Below are 14,559 nucleotides of genomic sequence, written 5' to 3'. Positions count from 1 at the left end.
GAAACTGTTTGTGATGCTTTTGAATGGCGTCCCCTAGGGGATTCGAACCCCTGTTACTGCCGTGAAAGGGCAGTGTCCTAGGCCTCTAGACGAAGGGGACGCAATCAAAACTGCATCGTGTTAGTAAAATTGGCGTCCCCTAGGGGATTCGAACCCCTGTTACTGCCGTGAAAGGGCAGTGTCCTAGGCCTCTAGACGAAGGGGACGCAATCACTAACGTTGCTATCAAAATTTCACTTGGTGGAGCTAAGCGGGATCGAACCGCTGACCTCTTGCATGCCATGCAAGCGCTCTCCCAGCTGAGCTATAGCCCCACTGCTTTAGCAGCGAAACTGCCTTGACAGCGGGGCGCATTCTATTGCGAGGAGCGCTTAAGTGTCAACTGTTTTTTGAAAAAATATCGCTAACTGGCGATTTTTATATCAAGTTGATTATTTTACATGCAAATCGCAGATTATGCGTTCGCTTCGCGCTCAGCAATGAACGCAAGTGCCAGATCAATACGCTCGATAACCTTTTGCTGATCCAACTGAGCTAAGGTAACATCCAACGAGGGTGAGTTGCCCCCACCGGTTGCTGCAACGCGCAACGGCATGCCAATTTTGCCCATGCCCACGCCAAGCGCTTCAGCCGTGCCATTAATCGCTTCTTGAATTGATTCAGCAGTCCAGTCCGTTAAGCCTGACAGACTTGCCCTCACCGCTTCTAATGGTTCTTTAGCTACAGGGCGCAAGTGTTTCTTAGCTGCTTTTTCTTCAAACTCAGTCACTGGTTCATAGAAATAACGGCTAATCGCGGCCATTTCTTTCAACGTTTTCACACGATCAGCTTGCAAACCAACAATGGCTGTCAGTGCTGGACCCGTCGACGTATCGACGCCGAGTTGATCAAATTGCCATTTTAGCGCATCAGCCACTTGTTCAGCGGGCAACGTCTTCATGTAATGCTGGTTTAACCAATTAAGCTTTTCGGTGTTAAACGCAGAAGCCGCTTTATTCACGTCCTCTAGTTTAAACAGTTTAACCAACTCTTCTTTACTGAATATCTCTTGATCACCGTGCGACCAACCTAAGCGTGCCAAATAATTAATGACCGCTTCGGGCAAGTACCCGTCATCGCGATAGTGCATCACACCCACCGCACCATGGCGTTTAGATAATTTTTTACCGTCATCACCCAGAATCATCGATACGTGCGCGTAATAAGGCACCGGCGCGTTTAACGCTTTTAAAATATTAATCTGGCGCGGCGTATTATTAATATGGTCTTCGCCTCGCACCACATGCGTAATACCCATTTCCCAGTCATCCACGACAACACAGAAATTATAAGTTGGCGTACCATCACTGCGGGCAATGATTAAGTCATCAAGTTCTTGGTTTGAAAACTCGATACGACCGCGGATCAAGTCATCAAAAATCACGCTACCCTCTTGCGGGTTACGAAAACGAATCACGTAACTATCACCAGACGCATTTGGATTATCACGGCAATGTCCGTCATAACGAGGTTTTTCGCCATGCTCCATTTGCTCTTCGCGCATTTTTTCCAACCGCTCGGTCGAGCAGTAACATTTATAAGCTTTGTCTTCTTCAAGCAATTGATCGACTAATTCTTTATAGCGGTCAAAACGCTTAGTTTGATAGTAAGGACCTCGGTCCCAGTTCAACCCTAACCATTCCATACCTTCTAAGATGGCATCAATCGCCGGCTGCGTTGAACGCTCCCGATCGGTATCTTCAATGCGCAAGACAAACTCACCACCTTGGGCCTTTGCGACCAGCCAAGAGTAAAGCGCTGTGCGAGCACCGCCAACATGTAAATAGCCAGTCGGGCTTGGAGCGAAACGCGTAACTACACTCATTACTGTGTTCCTTTATTTAATTCAGTGATTAGACGTGTTGAATTTTACCAGTCCTAGCCCAAAAGCGCATTATTCAATTAAAATGATTAAAAAGTCAGCAAACAGAAAAAACTTTGCATTTTTTGTTTGACACTTTGGCGCGTATCCCTATAATGCCTCCTCGCAACGACGCAGAAGTGCGATGACAAAACTGGATGGTTAGCTCAGTTGGGAGAGCATCGCCCTTACAAGGCGAGGGTCACTGGTTCGAGCCCAGTACCATCCACCACTTCTTCCCCTTCGTTGTTTTCCTTGGCGTTGGATGGTTAGCTCAGTTGGGAGAGCATCGCCCTTACAAGGCGAGGGTCACTGGTTCGAGCCCAGTACCATCCACCACCTTTTTTTACTCTCCGAATTATTCTAAGTAAATCCACGACTTCAACCGTTATCGGTTAGCTTCACCTTCAAAAAGTCTATTAATACTCTGACTTTCGCAATTCGATGTCGCGACTCGGGATACAATGCCCAAATACCATCGTCCGGTTGACGATACTCTGTCATCACTTCCTGTAAGACACCGGCTTCAAGCTCATCAGCGACATAATAATCAGGCAGAATCGCTATCCCCAGGCCTTTACACACCGCATCTTTTATCGCTAAGCCACTATTACAATGAACTAATGCGTTTGGTTGCACTGTCTTTACTTTTCCATCCACCTGAAAACGCCAACTTTTGAGCGTGCCCGTTAAACAACGGTGATCAGCCAGCGAAGCTAAGTGAGTTGGTTCTCCAAAACGTTCAAAATACGCCGGCGCCCCCACTAGAAAGTGCCGGCGACGACCGAGCGGACTCGCCTTTAAACGCGGCGTGCCCAAATGCCCTAACCGTATCGCTAAGTCATAATGTCCCTCTATCAAGTCGAGCGTGTCGTTGGTGAGGTTAAAGTCGAGTCGACAATCGGGGTACTGATTTAAAAAATCATTTACTAAAGGAGCAATCACGTGTTCGCCGTAAAATACTGGAGCGGTCAGTCTGATTAACCCTTGTGGTTTTTCTGATCGCTGTTGGATAGCCTGATCCGCATCATTGAGACTCGCCACTAAATGTTGGCAATGCGGTAAATAGAGTGAGCCCTCCTCCGTTAAACTCACGCTGCGCGTGGAGCGATAGAGTAATGGTAATTTAAGCCGTTGCTCTAGCGCTGCAATATTACGGCTCACTTGCGCAACGGACAGACCTAACTGCTTCGCTGCACTGGTGAAGCTGGATGTTTGAGCCACCGCAACAAACTCACTGATTCCTTGCCATTGTTTCATTATTACGTATCTGCAAAAGTTATTTGTAAAAAGTTTAGATTACCTTTAAAACAGAAAAAGTTAAACTTGTTCCTGTCATTAACGTATAACTAGCCAATCACATACTGAATAAAGGAAGCTAAGATGGAAACAATTAAGTCGCGTGCAGCCGTGGCGTGGGGCCCCGGCGAACCGTTGAAAATGGAAGAAATCGATGTAGCACCACCTAAAAAAGGTGAAGTGCGCGTCAAAATCATTGCGACAGGCGTTTGTCATACCGATGCTTATACGCTATCAGGCGCTGATCCTGAGGGCATCTTCCCAGCCGTTTTAGGCCACGAAGGCGGCGGTATTGTTGAATCGGTCGGCGAAGGCGTGACTTCTGTCGAGGTGGGCGACCACGTGATTCCACTTTACACCGCCGAGTGTGGTGAATGTAAATTCTGTACTTCAGGGAAAACTAATTTGTGCCAAGCCGTGCGTGCAACGCAGGGTAAAGGCTTAATGCCTGATGGTACCACTCGTTTCTCAAAAAACGGCGAGCCGATTTACCACTACATGGGTACTTCGACATTTTCTGAATACACCGTATTGCCAGAGATTTCCGTCGCTAAGATTCCAAAAGAAGCACCGCTTGAAAAAGTCTGCTTACTCGGTTGTGGTGTCACTACCGGCATGGGTGCAGTTAAGAACACAGCTGATGTACAAGAAGGTGATACGGTCGCGGTATTTGGGCTTGGTGGTATCGGTCTAGCCGTCATTATCGGTGCCGTACAAGCGAAAGCGTCACGCATTATTGCGATTGATGTGAACGAAGATAAGTTCGAAATTGCCAAGCAGCTCGGTGCGACTGATTTTGTTAATCCAACAGATTACGACAAGCCTATCCAAGAAGTGATTGTCGATATGACCGACGGCGGTGTCGACTTCTCGTTCGAATGTATCGGTAACGTCGAAGTCATGCGTTCGGCGCTTGAATGCTGCCACAAAGGTTGGGGCGAATCGGTAATTATTGGTGTCGCCGGCGCAGGTGAAGAGATCTCAACCCGCCCATTCCAACTGGTCACCGGTCGCGTATGGCGTGGAAGCGCTTTTGGTGGCGTCAAAGGTCGCAGCCAATTGCCCGACTACGTGCAACAGTACATGGATGGGAAGTTTGATTTAGATACCTTCATTACTCACAACATGTCACTTGAAGAGATCAACGAAGCGTTTGAGCTCATGCACGAAGGTAAGTCGATTCGTTCAGTTATCCACTACTAAGCGACAAAGGTATCCACTATGGAAATCGTAAGCGAAGTACGTACGTTTGGCGGCCGTCAAGTCCGCCTTAAGCACCGCTCTTCGACACTCAACTGCGATATGCAGTTGAGTGTGTTTCTACCGCCCCAAGCAGAGCATCATGCAGTCCCCAGCGTGTACTTTTTATCAGGGCTAACGTGTACTGATGAGAATTTCTCTACTAAAGCAGGTGCACAGCGCGTCGCTGCGCAGCTCGGTATCGCACTAATTATTCCTGACACCAGCCCGCGCGGTGATGAGGTACCTGACGAAGATCGTTATGACTTTGGCAAAGGTGCAGGTTTTTATCTGAATGCGACCGAAACGCCTTGGGCTAAACACTATCAAATGTACGACTACATTCTTGATGAGCTCCCAAAATGCGTAGAGGCACAGTTCCCGCTAACGGATAAACGCTCGATTGCCGGTCACTCCATGGGTGGCCATGGCGCGCTTGTCATTGGTGTGCGGAACCCAGAGCGCTATCAAAGCATTTCGGCATTCTCACCGATCACCCATCCGACTCAATGCCCCTGGGGTGAATATGCGTTTACGCAATATTTGGGAGGCAACCGTGATGCTTGGAAAGACTATGATGCGGTTGAACTTATCAAAGCTTATGGGCAAGTCAGACCAATTCGCGTCGACCAAGGTTTAGCAGACAACTTTCTCGAAGAGCAACTCAAGCCTGAGGCTTTGCAAGCTGTATTCGACGAAACAGATGGACCGGGCGCTATCTATCTGCACGAAGGCTACGATCATAGTTACTACTTTATCAGCAGTTTCATTGAAGAGCAGTTACGCTTCCACGCGCATTATCTGCTCTAACACGCTCGCCCTTATTGCGCTGATTTATCGGTGTCTTCGGACACCGATGATTCAGGCTTTTCAGCAAGATGACGCCGATAAAAGCGCCATTGCCGCGATTTACTGACGTACCAAAGGCTAATAAACCATGCCAAGATAATACTCGCTTTCCCCCAAGAAAAACTGCCATGCTGATGCATTAACAAACTACTAATTAATATCGCATCTAACACGAGGGAGACCAACATCAGGGGCTGAGCAGCTCGCATCACATGATTAGCCCAGTTGTAACCATCCTCTTTGGCGAAACTTGTTGCCAACAGAACGAGTAACGCAGGCAAGCCGACCACCAGCATGAGACCAAATTGTTCTGAGCTTTTATAAAATAACGAGAGTAAACGCGTGCGATCTTCATTGAAGGTAAGCGAGACAATACCTGCGAGATAGCCACGGCATAAAAAGAATGTGACCCAAATGAAAAATAGAGGGGTGCTCGCGCGCCCCTCTTTATCCAGATAGCGCGCTCGTTCGACGAACGCCGCTCCGTTGCCAGATCTTTTCATGAAAATAATAACCTACCGTGTTTACCAATGGCTCAATTAATGCCACGGCACCACCCATAACGATATCGCCTGTCATCACCCAAACCACTGTAAAAGCGATTGAGAAATGCATCACGGCAAAACTAGCTGTCTTTATCATAATGCCCTCCATTCCTGTCTAACGAAATGATAGCAATTACGATTTACATTTCTAATTATAAAAACCGATTAAACTGCTCGTTTAAGTTGTTCACGTAGTGTTTTGATATCGTCACGTAACTGTGCCGCCTTCTCAAACTCAAGGTTTTGAGCCGCTTCATACATTTCTTTTTCTTTTGCTTCGATTTCTTTAATCACCGCATTCGTATCTTTGATCATCACGGTGCGTGGATCATAACCTGACGCCACCTCGGCAACGGCTTTCGCCGCACGGTTTTTACGGTTTGCACCGCCTTGCCCTAAGTCCATCACGTCGGTGACTTTCTTATTCAATTTTTGTGGCGTGATACCATGCTCTTCGTTAAATGCAATTTGCTTTTCACGACGACGATCCGTCTCCTCAATCGCGCGTTGCATCGAACCGGTAATCCGATCGCCATAAAGAATCGCCTTACCATTCACGTTACGTGCTGCACGACCAATGGTCTGAATCAAAGAACGATCAGAGCGTAAGAAGCCCTCTTTATCAGCATCAAGAATGGCGACTAGGGAAACTTCCGGCATATCAAGACCTTCTCGCAGCAAGTTAATGCCGACTAACACATCAAACTCACCGAGTCGCAAGTCGCGAATAATCTCCATTCGTTCGACCGTATCAATGTCTGAGTGAAGATAGCGTACACGGATGCCGTGCTCATCGAGGTAGTCACTTAAGTCTTCGGCCATCTTTTTGGTCAATGTTGTCGCAAGTACACGTTCTTCTTTTTCCACGCGCAAACGGACTTCAGACATTAAATCATCGACCTGCGTCGCTACTGCCCGCACTTCAATAATGGGATCCACTAAACCTGTGGGTCGCACGACCTGCTCAACCACCTCGCCACTACTGCGTTCAAGCTCATATTTCCCAGGTGTTGCAGAGACATAAACTGTTTGTGGTGCGATAGCCTCGAATTCATCAAACTTTAACGGTCGGTTATCCAACGCACTCGGCAGTCGAAAGCCATACTCCACCAGATTTTCCTTTCGTGAGCGGTCCCCCTTATACATAGCGCCGACCTGCGATACCGTCACATGAGACTCATCAATGATAAGCAGCGCGTCATCAGGTAAGTAATCCATCAAGGTGGGTGGTGGCTCGCCCGGAGCACGTCCAGACAGATAACGTGAATAGTTTTCGATACCGGAGCAATAGCCAAGCTCCAACATCATTTCAATATCAAACTGAGTGCGCTGATTAATACGTTGCTCTTCAAGCAATTTATTTTGTTTCAGCAATACATCTCGACGATCTTTTAACTCGTCTTTGATTTTCTCAATTGCTTCGACTAAAACTTCACGTGGCGTGACATAGTGTGTCTTTGGATAAATAGTCGCACGCGCAACATCCGCTTCGGTCACTTGCCCCGTGAGCGGCTCAAAAAAGCTGATACGGTCGACTTCGTTATCAAATAGTTCAACGCGCACTGCAAGCTCTTCCGATTCAGCGGGGAAAATGTCAATGACCTCACCGCGCACACGATAGGTGCCCCGCTCGAAGGCCGCATCGTTTCGCTTATACTGTAGCTGCGCCAAGCGCCGCAAAATATCGCGCTGGTCAATAATGTCGCCACGACGCAAATGCAGCATCATCTTCATATATGATTCGGGATCACCCAAACCATAAATCGCCGAAACCGAAGCCACCAACACAACATCACGGCGCTCCATCAACGCTTTTGTCGCTGACAGACGCATTTGTTCAATGTGGTCGTTTATCGATGCATCTTTTTCAATAAAGGTATCAGTGGTGGGCACATAGGCTTCGGGCTGATAATAATCGTAATAGGACACGAAATATTCGACAGCATTATTAGGAAAGAATTCTTTCATCTCACCATAGAGCTGTGCTGCCAACGTTTTGTTGTGGGCTAGGATAAGCGTCGGGCGTTGCGACTGGGCAATCACGTTAGCCATGGTAAACGTCTTACCCGAGCCTGTGACGCCGAGTAAAGTTTGATGGGCAAGACCCGCGTCTAAATTCTCTAGAATTTTTTCAATCGCCGCAGGCTGATCACCCGCAGGCTGGTAACTCGATATTAATTCAAATGCTTTACTCACCAACCCTCCTCAACGCTCGCGTAAACCATATATAAGCGATAGCCGCTGTGATGATATTAGCCACCACACCGCCAATAAATAAGCCGTGTAGGTCCGCTAGTAGACTACCTAAGTAGGACAAGGGTACGAAAAAAACAAATAAGCGGATGACACTTAAGCCGAGCGCACGCATGGGTTTATGAATGGCATTAAAACTCGAGTTCGAGAGAATGATCCAACCCTGGAAGCCATAACCGATGGGCATTATGTAGATAAACAATTCAACGATACGCGCCACTTCTTGCTCTTTCGCAAATGCCATCGCAATCCACGGTGCCGTTATTGCCATCGCCGCATAGATAACCAGTTGAATGGCAAATACCGCTTTTAAGGCTTTGCCATAGGCCTCTCGTACCCGATCAACTCGGTTGGCACCAAAGTTTTGGCTAATCAACGGCGGCAACGACATGGATAGCGCCAGAATAATGATACTCGCGAGCGACTCGAGTCGAGTGCCAACGCCAAATGCCGCCACTGCCGCCGCACCATAAGATGCAATAATAGCCGTCATGACCGACATCGCGAGCGGAGTCAGAATATTGGCGCCTGCCGCTGGCAGACCAATTTTCAGAATAGCGCGAGCAGCATCGACCCATTCGCGAAACAACCCGCGTGTCGTTTCGATACGTACCCGAATAAGCTGCTTACGATTAAGTAACCAAAACACGAGAACCACACCACTCAACCACGAAATCACGCTCGCTAAAGCGGCTCCCTCAATACCCATCGCAGGGATCGGTCCCCAACCAAAAATAAGGATCGGATCAAAAATGGCATTCGCCAAACCGCCCGAGGCCATAATCAATGATGGTGTTCGTGTGTCGCCCGATGCGCGCAATACCGCATTGCCGACCATTGGCGTGACCAACATGACGCTGCCCGCAAACCATAGCGTCATATATTCACGGATCAGCGGCAGTAAACGTTGTTGTGCTTGCAGGAGGGTAAAAATACTGTCCATGAAAATATAGCCAACGGCTGACAGTATCAGAACAAGTAAAGCGGAAACCGAGAGTGCAGCAAAACCATCGAAATGAGCTTCTTCGGGTTTATCCCGACCGTACTTACGCGCGATAACAGCGGATGTACCAATACCCAAGCCGATGGTGAGGCTAACAACCGTAAAGGTGATTGGAAAGGTAAAGCTGACGGCAGCAAGTGGGTCAGTACCTAACAGACTAATAAAGAAAGTATCTACGACATTAAAACTTATCAGCGTAGCGACACCAAAGATAACGGGCCACGTCATTTCCCATAGCGTTTTTCCAACCGGCGCGTTGATAAGACTTCGAGATGCGTCGGTTGTAGCCATGAAAATACCTCCTGTTGAATTAACCTCATTAGTGTACAGCAAACATCTATTGTTTGGCTATGTTGATAGACTTTAACGCGACCGATCCGTATAGTAGAGAGCTGTTTACATAAGCAAAATCGGAAGGAATACGTAGTGGACTATCAGCTCTCAAAGCGCGTTAATTCTATCCAACCTTCTCCTACGCTGGCAGTAACGCAAAAAGCCAACGAATTAAGAAGCGCGGGTAAAGATGTGATTGGTTTAGGTGTGGGTGAACCCGACTTTGATACACCCGATTTTGTCAAACAAGCTGCTATTAAAGCCATCGAAGACGGCAAAACCAAGTACACTGCGGTTGATGGTATTGTCGAACTTAAACAAGCAGTTTCCGATAAGTTTAAACGTGATAACCAGTTGGAATACGGTCTTGATGAAATCATCGTCTCGGCAGGCGGTAAACACAGCATTTTTAATTTACTGAGTGCTTGGCTCAACCCGGGTGATGAAGTGGTGATACCGGCGCCTTACTGGGTTTCTTATCCAGATATGGTAAAGCTGGTTGAAGCAGAGCCCGTGATCGTCCATACCGATTTAGAGCAGCGGTTTAAAATCACTCCTGAGCAATTGCGCGACTCATTAACCGAAAAAACCCGTTTAATGTTTATCAACAGTCCATCTAACCCGAGTGGTACAGCCTACTCAGCAGAGGAACTACGTGCACTTGCTGATGTACTGGTTGATTTCCCAAATGTGCTGATCGCGACAGATGATATGTATGAGCATATTTTATGGGATCGTAGCCAATTCGCTAATATTGTGATGGTTGCGCCTGAATTACGCGACCGCACAGTTATCTTATCCGGTGTTTCGAAAGCCTACGCAATGACCGGCTGGCGTATTGGTTATGCAGCAGGTCCAGCACCTATCATTGCGGCGATGAAAAAGATTCAGTCTCAGAGCACGTCAAATCCAGCCAGCATTAGCCAACATGCGGCAGTAGCCGCTTTAAATGGCGACCAAAGCTGCATCGATACAATGGTCAGTGCGTTTAAGGAGCGCCACGATTACTTGGTGAGTGCACTTAACGAGATAGAGGGTATTGAGTGCGTAAAAGGTGATGGCACCTTCTACACTTTCGCGCGTATCCAAAACCTAATTGAAAAAGCAGGTGTTGCAAACGATGTTGAGTTGTGTGAAAAACTGCTGACCGAAGCTAATGTCGCATTAGTGCCCGGTTCAGCCTTTGGCACTGAAGGCTACTGTCGACTCTCATTTGCAACAAGCCTCGATACACTAAAAAAAGCAGTCGCTCGCATCAATCAATTTGTCAAAGCATTAAAATAAAACATCTATTTATCAGCATTAGAGCCCTATTAGCGTACTAATAGGGCTTTTTTTATATTTTCACCTTAGAAATAAGGCGCGATCCCGCTATCAAAATCGAGAAACACACAAGACATTTTTATTACAACAACCCCACTTTTATATGCTTATTTATTACAAAAAAATCAATTTGATGGCTTGACAAATGGGACCTGAAAGCCTTCAACAGACGCTTAAAGCGTGCCTAAAAATCACCCAAATTAAATAAGAAATACACAAGTTGCTGATTCTTCGGGCAATCTTGGGTGCTCACTCAGTCAATTCAGCCATGTTTTTGTTTTGTTTTTATAAGACATTGTTTTTATTAGTTTTTTAATGATTTATGCATTTTCTGAACAATCGCTAACCTTAGCTGAAAACCGCACTAAACGTACTATTTCACATACTTAAACACAGGGTTATCCACAGAATCCGTGGATAAGATCCTGTAGGCTTTAACTGATGCGGATTTCAGCGGTATGTGGATATCCTCAGCGAGCAACAATTTATAACATAAGGCATAACTGGCTTTATGACAGGTACTTGACATTTACATGGACAGCCTTTAGCACACAGTTTTTGGTATAAGGCTACAAAATATACACTCGCACAAGATTTAAGCAGTTAAATGAAAAAACAATAAAAATACCGCATCATTAGTTGACAGGCGCCGCATAGGTCTTTAATATTCGACGCCGTTAAGACGTGTTCCCCAGTAGCTCAGTTGGTTAGAGCGGTGGACTGTTAATCCATGTGTCGTTGGTTCGAATCCAACCTGGGGAGCCAACACGTTTTAATCCTACAATTTGTTCCCCAGTAGCTCAGTTGGTTAGAGCGGTGGACTGTTAATCCATGTGTCGTTGGTTCGAATCCAACCTGGGGAGCCAACCTCAAGCTTCCAAAGTTGTTATCTCCAAAGCGCCGTCAATCTAGTTTTTTCGTTTTCCTGTGCACCCGATTTTATCCATTGCGCGATATTGTCTGCCATATTTGGCCATTCACAATTGAGGGCAGCGCGTTGATGGTCCGCTAACCATGCACGCACATTATCCTCTGAAATTTCATGCATTACGTAAGCAAGCTGACTGTCAGCTAAAAGCTTGCTATTCCAGTGTTGCTCGAACTGACCTCGCAAAGGTTTAACAGCAAACTGTTTATCGCTCTGAAGTGCCTCACACGTGGTTTCAAATCCGGCATTAGCTAATACATACTCCGCAGTTTCGAACTGACATTTAAAGCCCTCACGCGACGGAGGGAAACCCAAAATATGAGGCGCATCTAGGTTGTCCGTTTGCTTTATGCTTGGATGAAAAACTGAAAATTGATACGACTTTAATGGTATGAGGGCATCTACGACTTGCTCGAGATTTTCAAATGGCAAGTAAACCAATACATGACGCTCACTGAGCTCAGTCTCAGATTGCTGTTCACGTACAATCGGTGGAATGCAATTGTCCAATGGTTGCCAATGCATACCCAGCCACCGTGAAGCCGGCGCAAAATAGTCGATGAGGCCGCGCTGAAGCAGACTAAGCTTCGAGTATAGCGAAGGCTCTTTGAATGCGTACTGACGCCCAATACCAATACACGGCTTGTGTGCCAGTCGCGCAGCCCATGCAGTTACGGGTTCATAATCGGTTAGAATTAAATCATAAGTCGACAGATCGAGCGCTTTTACATCTGACCAAAACTGTTTAAATGAATTTTGTCGATAGGTATTGAAGTAATCAACCCGACCATTCTGAGTCGCAAAGCTCAGACCTTGCCGCCATTGATACTCACCGAAAGCACTCATATCGAATAGCGCGCTTGGCGCTCGTCCAGATATGAGGTAATCAACATCAACCGAGTAGTGATTCAACCACCTTGATAACGTGTGACAACGGCTTAAATGACCATTGCCGGTTCCTTGAACACCGAACAAAATACGCATATTCGACCTTAAAGTGCAAAGTAGATAAGAAAGAAGGTTTCGACAAAAGCAATGCCAAGCAAGGCGCCGACACAGACATCCGACACGTAGTGTGCTCCCACTACGACGCGGGAAACTCCGACAGCACATGCCCACGGCAAAAGATACAGTGCGAAAACGGGGTAGTAGTAGGAGAGACAGGTCACGAAGATAAAGGCGGTGCAAGTATGACCCGAAGGAAAGCTAAACTCATCCTGAGCGACAAACAGTTTCTTAGAAGCCATTAAAGTCGTTGGTCGTGCCCGTTTGAACTTGTTTTTTAGCCACCAATAAAGCGGACGCTCGAACAAAAAGATAGCCGCACATGCGGTAAAGAAGGCTTGTCCATCGGCACTGTGTAAAACAAATACTAATCCAACAATAAAGTACCAATAGCCGTCCCCCGAACGCGAAAAACATTGCGCAACAGCGGCAATCCAGCGATGTTGGTTTAAACGATGAATACGAGTGAACCAGCTTAAATCGACTCGTAACGCGGTTTCTTGCAATGCTGTTAACCAGACCATGACAATGCCCCGTTTATTGGCTTGCCTGTTACATTGCGCTAACAAAATGACAGTCACGCGTCAGTTACGTTAAATAACAGTGACAAAATTCAACGAATCTTGTCCGTTCTATTGACCTCTGTCTGTTGTTTATCAATGTCAAAACACCGATAATAGGCACCGGTTTAAATCACGTGTGGAAGAATTGAATGACGGATTACTTGCTGCTGCTTATAGGCACCGTACTGGTCAACAATTTTGTATTGGTAAAGTTTTTGGGACTTTGCCCATTCATGGGCGTATCTAACAAGCTAGATACGGCGATTGGCATGTCAGCGGCAACCACATTCGTACTAACCTTAGCATCGGTATGCAGCTACTTAGTGAATCAGTACTTACTAGAGCCCTTAGGGTTGATGGCATTACAAACCTTAAGTTTTATTTTGGTTATCGCGGTGGTAGTACAATTTACTGAAATGGTGGTGCATAAAACAAGTCCTACACTCTATCGTCTGTTGGGTATTTTTCTGCCGCTTATTACCACCAACTGTGCGGTTCTAGGTGTTGCACTTCTGAATATCAATGAACAACATAATTTCGTACAGTCAATCGTTTATGGCTTTGGCGCGGCAGTCGGTTTTTCACTCGTTTTAATTCTATTTTCTGGCATTCGCGAGCGCTTGGCTGCGGCCGATGTTCCGAAAGCTTTTAAAGGCTCAGCGATTGCGATGATAACAGCGGGCTTAATGTCACTCGCGTTTATGGGCTTTAGCGGATTGGTGACCCAATAATGAGTTTTGTAGTTGGTTTAATCGCTATCGGTGCGCTTGCGCTGATATTTGGCTTAATCCTCGGTTTCGCAGCTATCAAGTTTAAGGTAGAAAGCGACCCTATCGTTGATCAAATCGATGAGATCCTGCCGCAAACTCAGTGTGGACAATGTGGCTATCCGGGTTGTCGTCCTTATGCAGAGGCGATTGCTAATGGCGACGAGATCAACAAGTGCCCGCCTGGCGGTGAAGCTACAATAAAAAAACTCGCGGACCTGATGGGTGTCGAGGCCAAGCCTCTCGACGCAGCGCATGGTGAAGAGAGTGTCAAAAAAGTCGCCATCATTCGCGAGGATGAGTGTATTGGTTGCACGAAGTGCATCCAAGCCTGCCCTGTAGACGCCATTTTAGGTGCCGCAAAACAAATGCATACCGTTATTGAGCATGAATGTACCGGCTGTGATTTATGTGTCGAGCCCTGCCCTGTCGATTGCATTGATATGGTAGAAGTCAAAGCTAAACCCGAAACCTGGCAGTGGAACCTCGATAGCGTGAAACAGAATATCCACAAAGCCGATACCATTCCCGTCAAACTGGTGGAGTAAGACG

General features: G+C 46.7%; 13 protein-coding genes and 7 tRNA genes. 9 read left to right on the top strand and 11 right to left on the bottom strand.

Annotated elements, in window-relative coordinates:
* Positions 1–24: 24 nt before the first annotated feature.
* The 4 genes from AWU56_RS05735 to gltX all read right to left on the bottom strand — a co-directional run bounded on the left by AWU56_RS05735 (position 25) and on the right by gltX (position 1,864).
* A tRNA-Glu gene (locus tag AWU56_RS05735) sits at positions 25–100 on the bottom strand.
* Positions 101–130: 30 nt separating this feature from the next.
* Positions 131–206, bottom strand: a tRNA-Glu gene (locus AWU56_RS05730).
* Positions 207–238: 32 nt separating this feature from the next.
* A tRNA-Ala gene (locus AWU56_RS05725) sits at positions 239–314 on the bottom strand.
* A 140-nt stretch (positions 315–454) separates the two neighbouring features.
* Positions 455–1,864, bottom strand: a complete 1,410-nt coding sequence (gene gltX, locus AWU56_RS05720; protein WP_286681990.1) for a glutamate--tRNA ligase — start codon at positions 1,862–1,864, stop codon at positions 455–457.
* Between the two features lie 192 nt (positions 1,865–2,056).
* Between gltX and AWU56_RS05715 the strand changes: the two genes are divergently transcribed.
* Both AWU56_RS05715 and AWU56_RS05710 read left to right on the top strand, forming a co-directional pair.
* Positions 2,057–2,132: transfer RNA gene (locus AWU56_RS05715), tRNA-Val, on the top strand.
* 31 nt (positions 2,133–2,163) lie between these two features.
* Positions 2,164–2,239 (top strand) — tRNA-Val (locus tag AWU56_RS05710).
* A gap of 42 nt (positions 2,240–2,281) precedes the next feature.
* Here AWU56_RS05710 and AWU56_RS05705 read toward each other — a convergent pair.
* Positions 2,282–3,160, bottom strand: coding sequence for a LysR family transcriptional regulator (locus AWU56_RS05705; RefSeq protein WP_006956549.1), 879 nt, complete (start codon positions 3,158–3,160; stop codon positions 2,282–2,284).
* Between the two features lie 123 nt (positions 3,161–3,283).
* Between AWU56_RS05705 and AWU56_RS05700 the strand changes: the two genes are divergently transcribed.
* On the top strand, positions 3,284–4,402 hold the full coding sequence (locus AWU56_RS05700; protein ID WP_006956548.1) for an S-(hydroxymethyl)glutathione dehydrogenase/class III alcohol dehydrogenase: 1,119 nt from the start codon (positions 3,284–3,286) through the stop codon (positions 4,400–4,402).
* Between the two features lie 18 nt (positions 4,403–4,420).
* Positions 4,421–5,248 (top strand): S-formylglutathione hydrolase, encoded by an 828-nt coding sequence (fghA, locus tag AWU56_RS05695; RefSeq protein WP_272977334.1) that lies wholly within the window; start codon positions 4,421–4,423, stop codon positions 5,246–5,248.
* A gap of 11 nt (positions 5,249–5,259) precedes the next feature.
* Here fghA and AWU56_RS05690 read toward each other — a convergent pair whose 3' ends face one another.
* The 4 genes from AWU56_RS05690 to AWU56_RS05675 all read right to left on the bottom strand — a co-directional run bounded on the left by AWU56_RS05690 (position 5,260) and on the right by AWU56_RS05675 (position 9,379).
* On the bottom strand, positions 5,260–5,790 hold the full coding sequence (locus AWU56_RS05690; RefSeq protein WP_006956546.1) for a DUF2919 family protein: 531 nt from the start codon (positions 5,788–5,790) through the stop codon (positions 5,260–5,262).
* Positions 5,735–5,929 (bottom strand): DUF2061 domain-containing protein, encoded by a 195-nt coding sequence (locus AWU56_RS05685; RefSeq protein WP_083404989.1) that lies wholly within the window; start codon positions 5,927–5,929, stop codon positions 5,735–5,737. The genes AWU56_RS05690 and AWU56_RS05685 overlap by 56 nt, the downstream gene beginning before the upstream one ends.
* Before the next feature lie 68 nt (positions 5,930–5,997).
* Positions 5,998–8,028 carry an excinuclease ABC subunit UvrB gene (uvrB, locus tag AWU56_RS05680; protein ID WP_006956544.1) on the bottom strand — a complete coding sequence of 677 codons (2,031 nt, stop codon included), beginning with the start codon at positions 8,026–8,028 and terminating at the stop codon, positions 5,998–6,000.
* The gene (locus AWU56_RS05675) at positions 8,021–9,379 is read right to left on the bottom strand and encodes an MATE family efflux transporter (protein ID WP_006956543.1); all 1,359 of its coding nucleotides are present in this window, start codon (positions 9,377–9,379) and stop codon (positions 8,021–8,023) included. Before AWU56_RS05675 ends, uvrB begins: the two co-directional genes overlap by 8 nt.
* A 135-nt stretch (positions 9,380–9,514) precedes the next feature.
* Here AWU56_RS05675 and AWU56_RS05670 point away from each other — a divergent pair, with 135 nt between their 5' ends.
* From AWU56_RS05670 to AWU56_RS05660, 3 genes are all read left to right on the top strand, one after another.
* Entirely contained in the window at positions 9,515–10,705 is a 1,191-nt protein-coding gene (locus AWU56_RS05670) for a pyridoxal phosphate-dependent aminotransferase (RefSeq protein WP_272977333.1), read from the top strand.
* A 727-nt stretch (positions 10,706–11,432) separates the two neighbouring features.
* Positions 11,433–11,509: transfer RNA gene (locus AWU56_RS05665), tRNA-Asn, on the top strand.
* Positions 11,510–11,533: 24 nt separating this feature from the next.
* A tRNA-Asn gene (locus AWU56_RS05660) sits at positions 11,534–11,610 on the top strand.
* A gap of 20 nt (positions 11,611–11,630) precedes the next feature.
* Here AWU56_RS05660 and AWU56_RS05655 read toward each other — a convergent pair.
* Both AWU56_RS05655 and AWU56_RS05650 read right to left on the bottom strand, forming a co-directional pair.
* Complete coding sequence (locus AWU56_RS05655; RefSeq protein WP_286681989.1) at positions 11,631–12,656, bottom strand: glycosyltransferase family protein; 1,026 nt, start codon at positions 12,654–12,656, stop codon at positions 11,631–11,633.
* Between the two features lie 8 nt (positions 12,657–12,664).
* Positions 12,665–13,201 carry a phosphatase PAP2 family protein gene (locus AWU56_RS05650; RefSeq protein WP_286681988.1) on the bottom strand — a complete coding sequence of 179 codons (537 nt, stop codon included), beginning with the start codon at positions 13,199–13,201 and terminating at the stop codon, positions 12,665–12,667.
* A 188-nt stretch (positions 13,202–13,389) separates the two neighbouring features.
* Between AWU56_RS05650 and rsxA the strand changes: the two genes are divergently transcribed.
* Both rsxA and rsxB read left to right on the top strand, forming a co-directional pair.
* Positions 13,390–13,971, top strand: coding sequence for an electron transport complex subunit RsxA (gene rsxA / locus AWU56_RS05645; protein WP_006956531.1), 582 nt, complete (start codon positions 13,390–13,392; stop codon positions 13,969–13,971).
* A complete protein-coding gene (rsxB, locus tag AWU56_RS05640) occupies positions 13,971–14,555 on the top strand; it encodes an electron transport complex subunit RsxB (RefSeq protein WP_286681987.1) in 585 nt (194 codons plus the stop codon). Before rsxA ends, rsxB begins: the two co-directional genes overlap by 1 nt.
* The last annotated feature ends 4 nt before the right edge of the window (positions 14,556–14,559 follow it).

The organism is Idiomarina sp. T82-3, assembly GCF_001577655.1.
Lineage (GTDB): Bacteria > Pseudomonadota > Gammaproteobacteria > Enterobacterales > Alteromonadaceae > Idiomarina > Idiomarina baltica.
The sequence above is the reverse complement of the archived record's forward strand: the minus strand, read 5'-3'. Positions and strand labels throughout refer to the sequence as shown.

What these genes read in the sequence shown, in the direction of transcription:
- gltX (WP_286681990.1), bottom strand. Translation starts at nt 1,864, where the DNA reads ATGAGTGTAGTTACGCGTTTCGCTCCAAGCCCGACTGGCTATTTACAT.
- AWU56_RS05705 (WP_006956549.1), bottom strand. Translation starts at nt 3,160, where the DNA reads ATGAAACAATGGCAAGGAATCAGTGAGTTTGTTGCGGTGGCTCAAACA.
- AWU56_RS05700 (WP_006956548.1), top strand. Translation starts at nt 3,284, where the DNA reads ATGGAAACAATTAAGTCGCGTGCAGCCGTGGCGTGGGGCCCCGGCGAA.
- fghA (WP_272977334.1), top strand. Translation starts at nt 4,421, where the DNA reads ATGGAAATCGTAAGCGAAGTACGTACGTTTGGCGGCCGTCAAGTCCGC.
- AWU56_RS05690 (WP_006956546.1), bottom strand. Translation starts at nt 5,790, where the DNA reads ATGAAAAGATCTGGCAACGGAGCGGCGTTCGTCGAACGAGCGCGCTAT.
- AWU56_RS05685 (WP_083404989.1), bottom strand. Translation starts at nt 5,929, where the DNA reads ATGATAAAGACAGCTAGTTTTGCCGTGATGCATTTCTCAATCGCTTTT.
- AWU56_RS05675 (WP_006956543.1), bottom strand. Translation starts at nt 9,379, where the DNA reads ATGGCTACAACCGACGCATCTCGAAGTCTTATCAACGCGCCGGTTGGA.
- AWU56_RS05655 (WP_286681989.1), bottom strand. Translation starts at nt 12,656, where the DNA reads ATGCGTATTTTGTTCGGTGTTCAAGGAACCGGCAATGGTCATTTAAGC.
- AWU56_RS05650 (WP_286681988.1), bottom strand. Translation starts at nt 13,201, where the DNA reads ATGGTCTGGTTAACAGCATTGCAAGAAACCGCGTTACGAGTCGATTTA.
- rsxA (WP_006956531.1), top strand. Translation starts at nt 13,390, where the DNA reads ATGACGGATTACTTGCTGCTGCTTATAGGCACCGTACTGGTCAACAAT.
- rsxB (WP_286681987.1), top strand. Translation starts at nt 13,971, where the DNA reads ATGAGTTTTGTAGTTGGTTTAATCGCTATCGGTGCGCTTGCGCTGATA.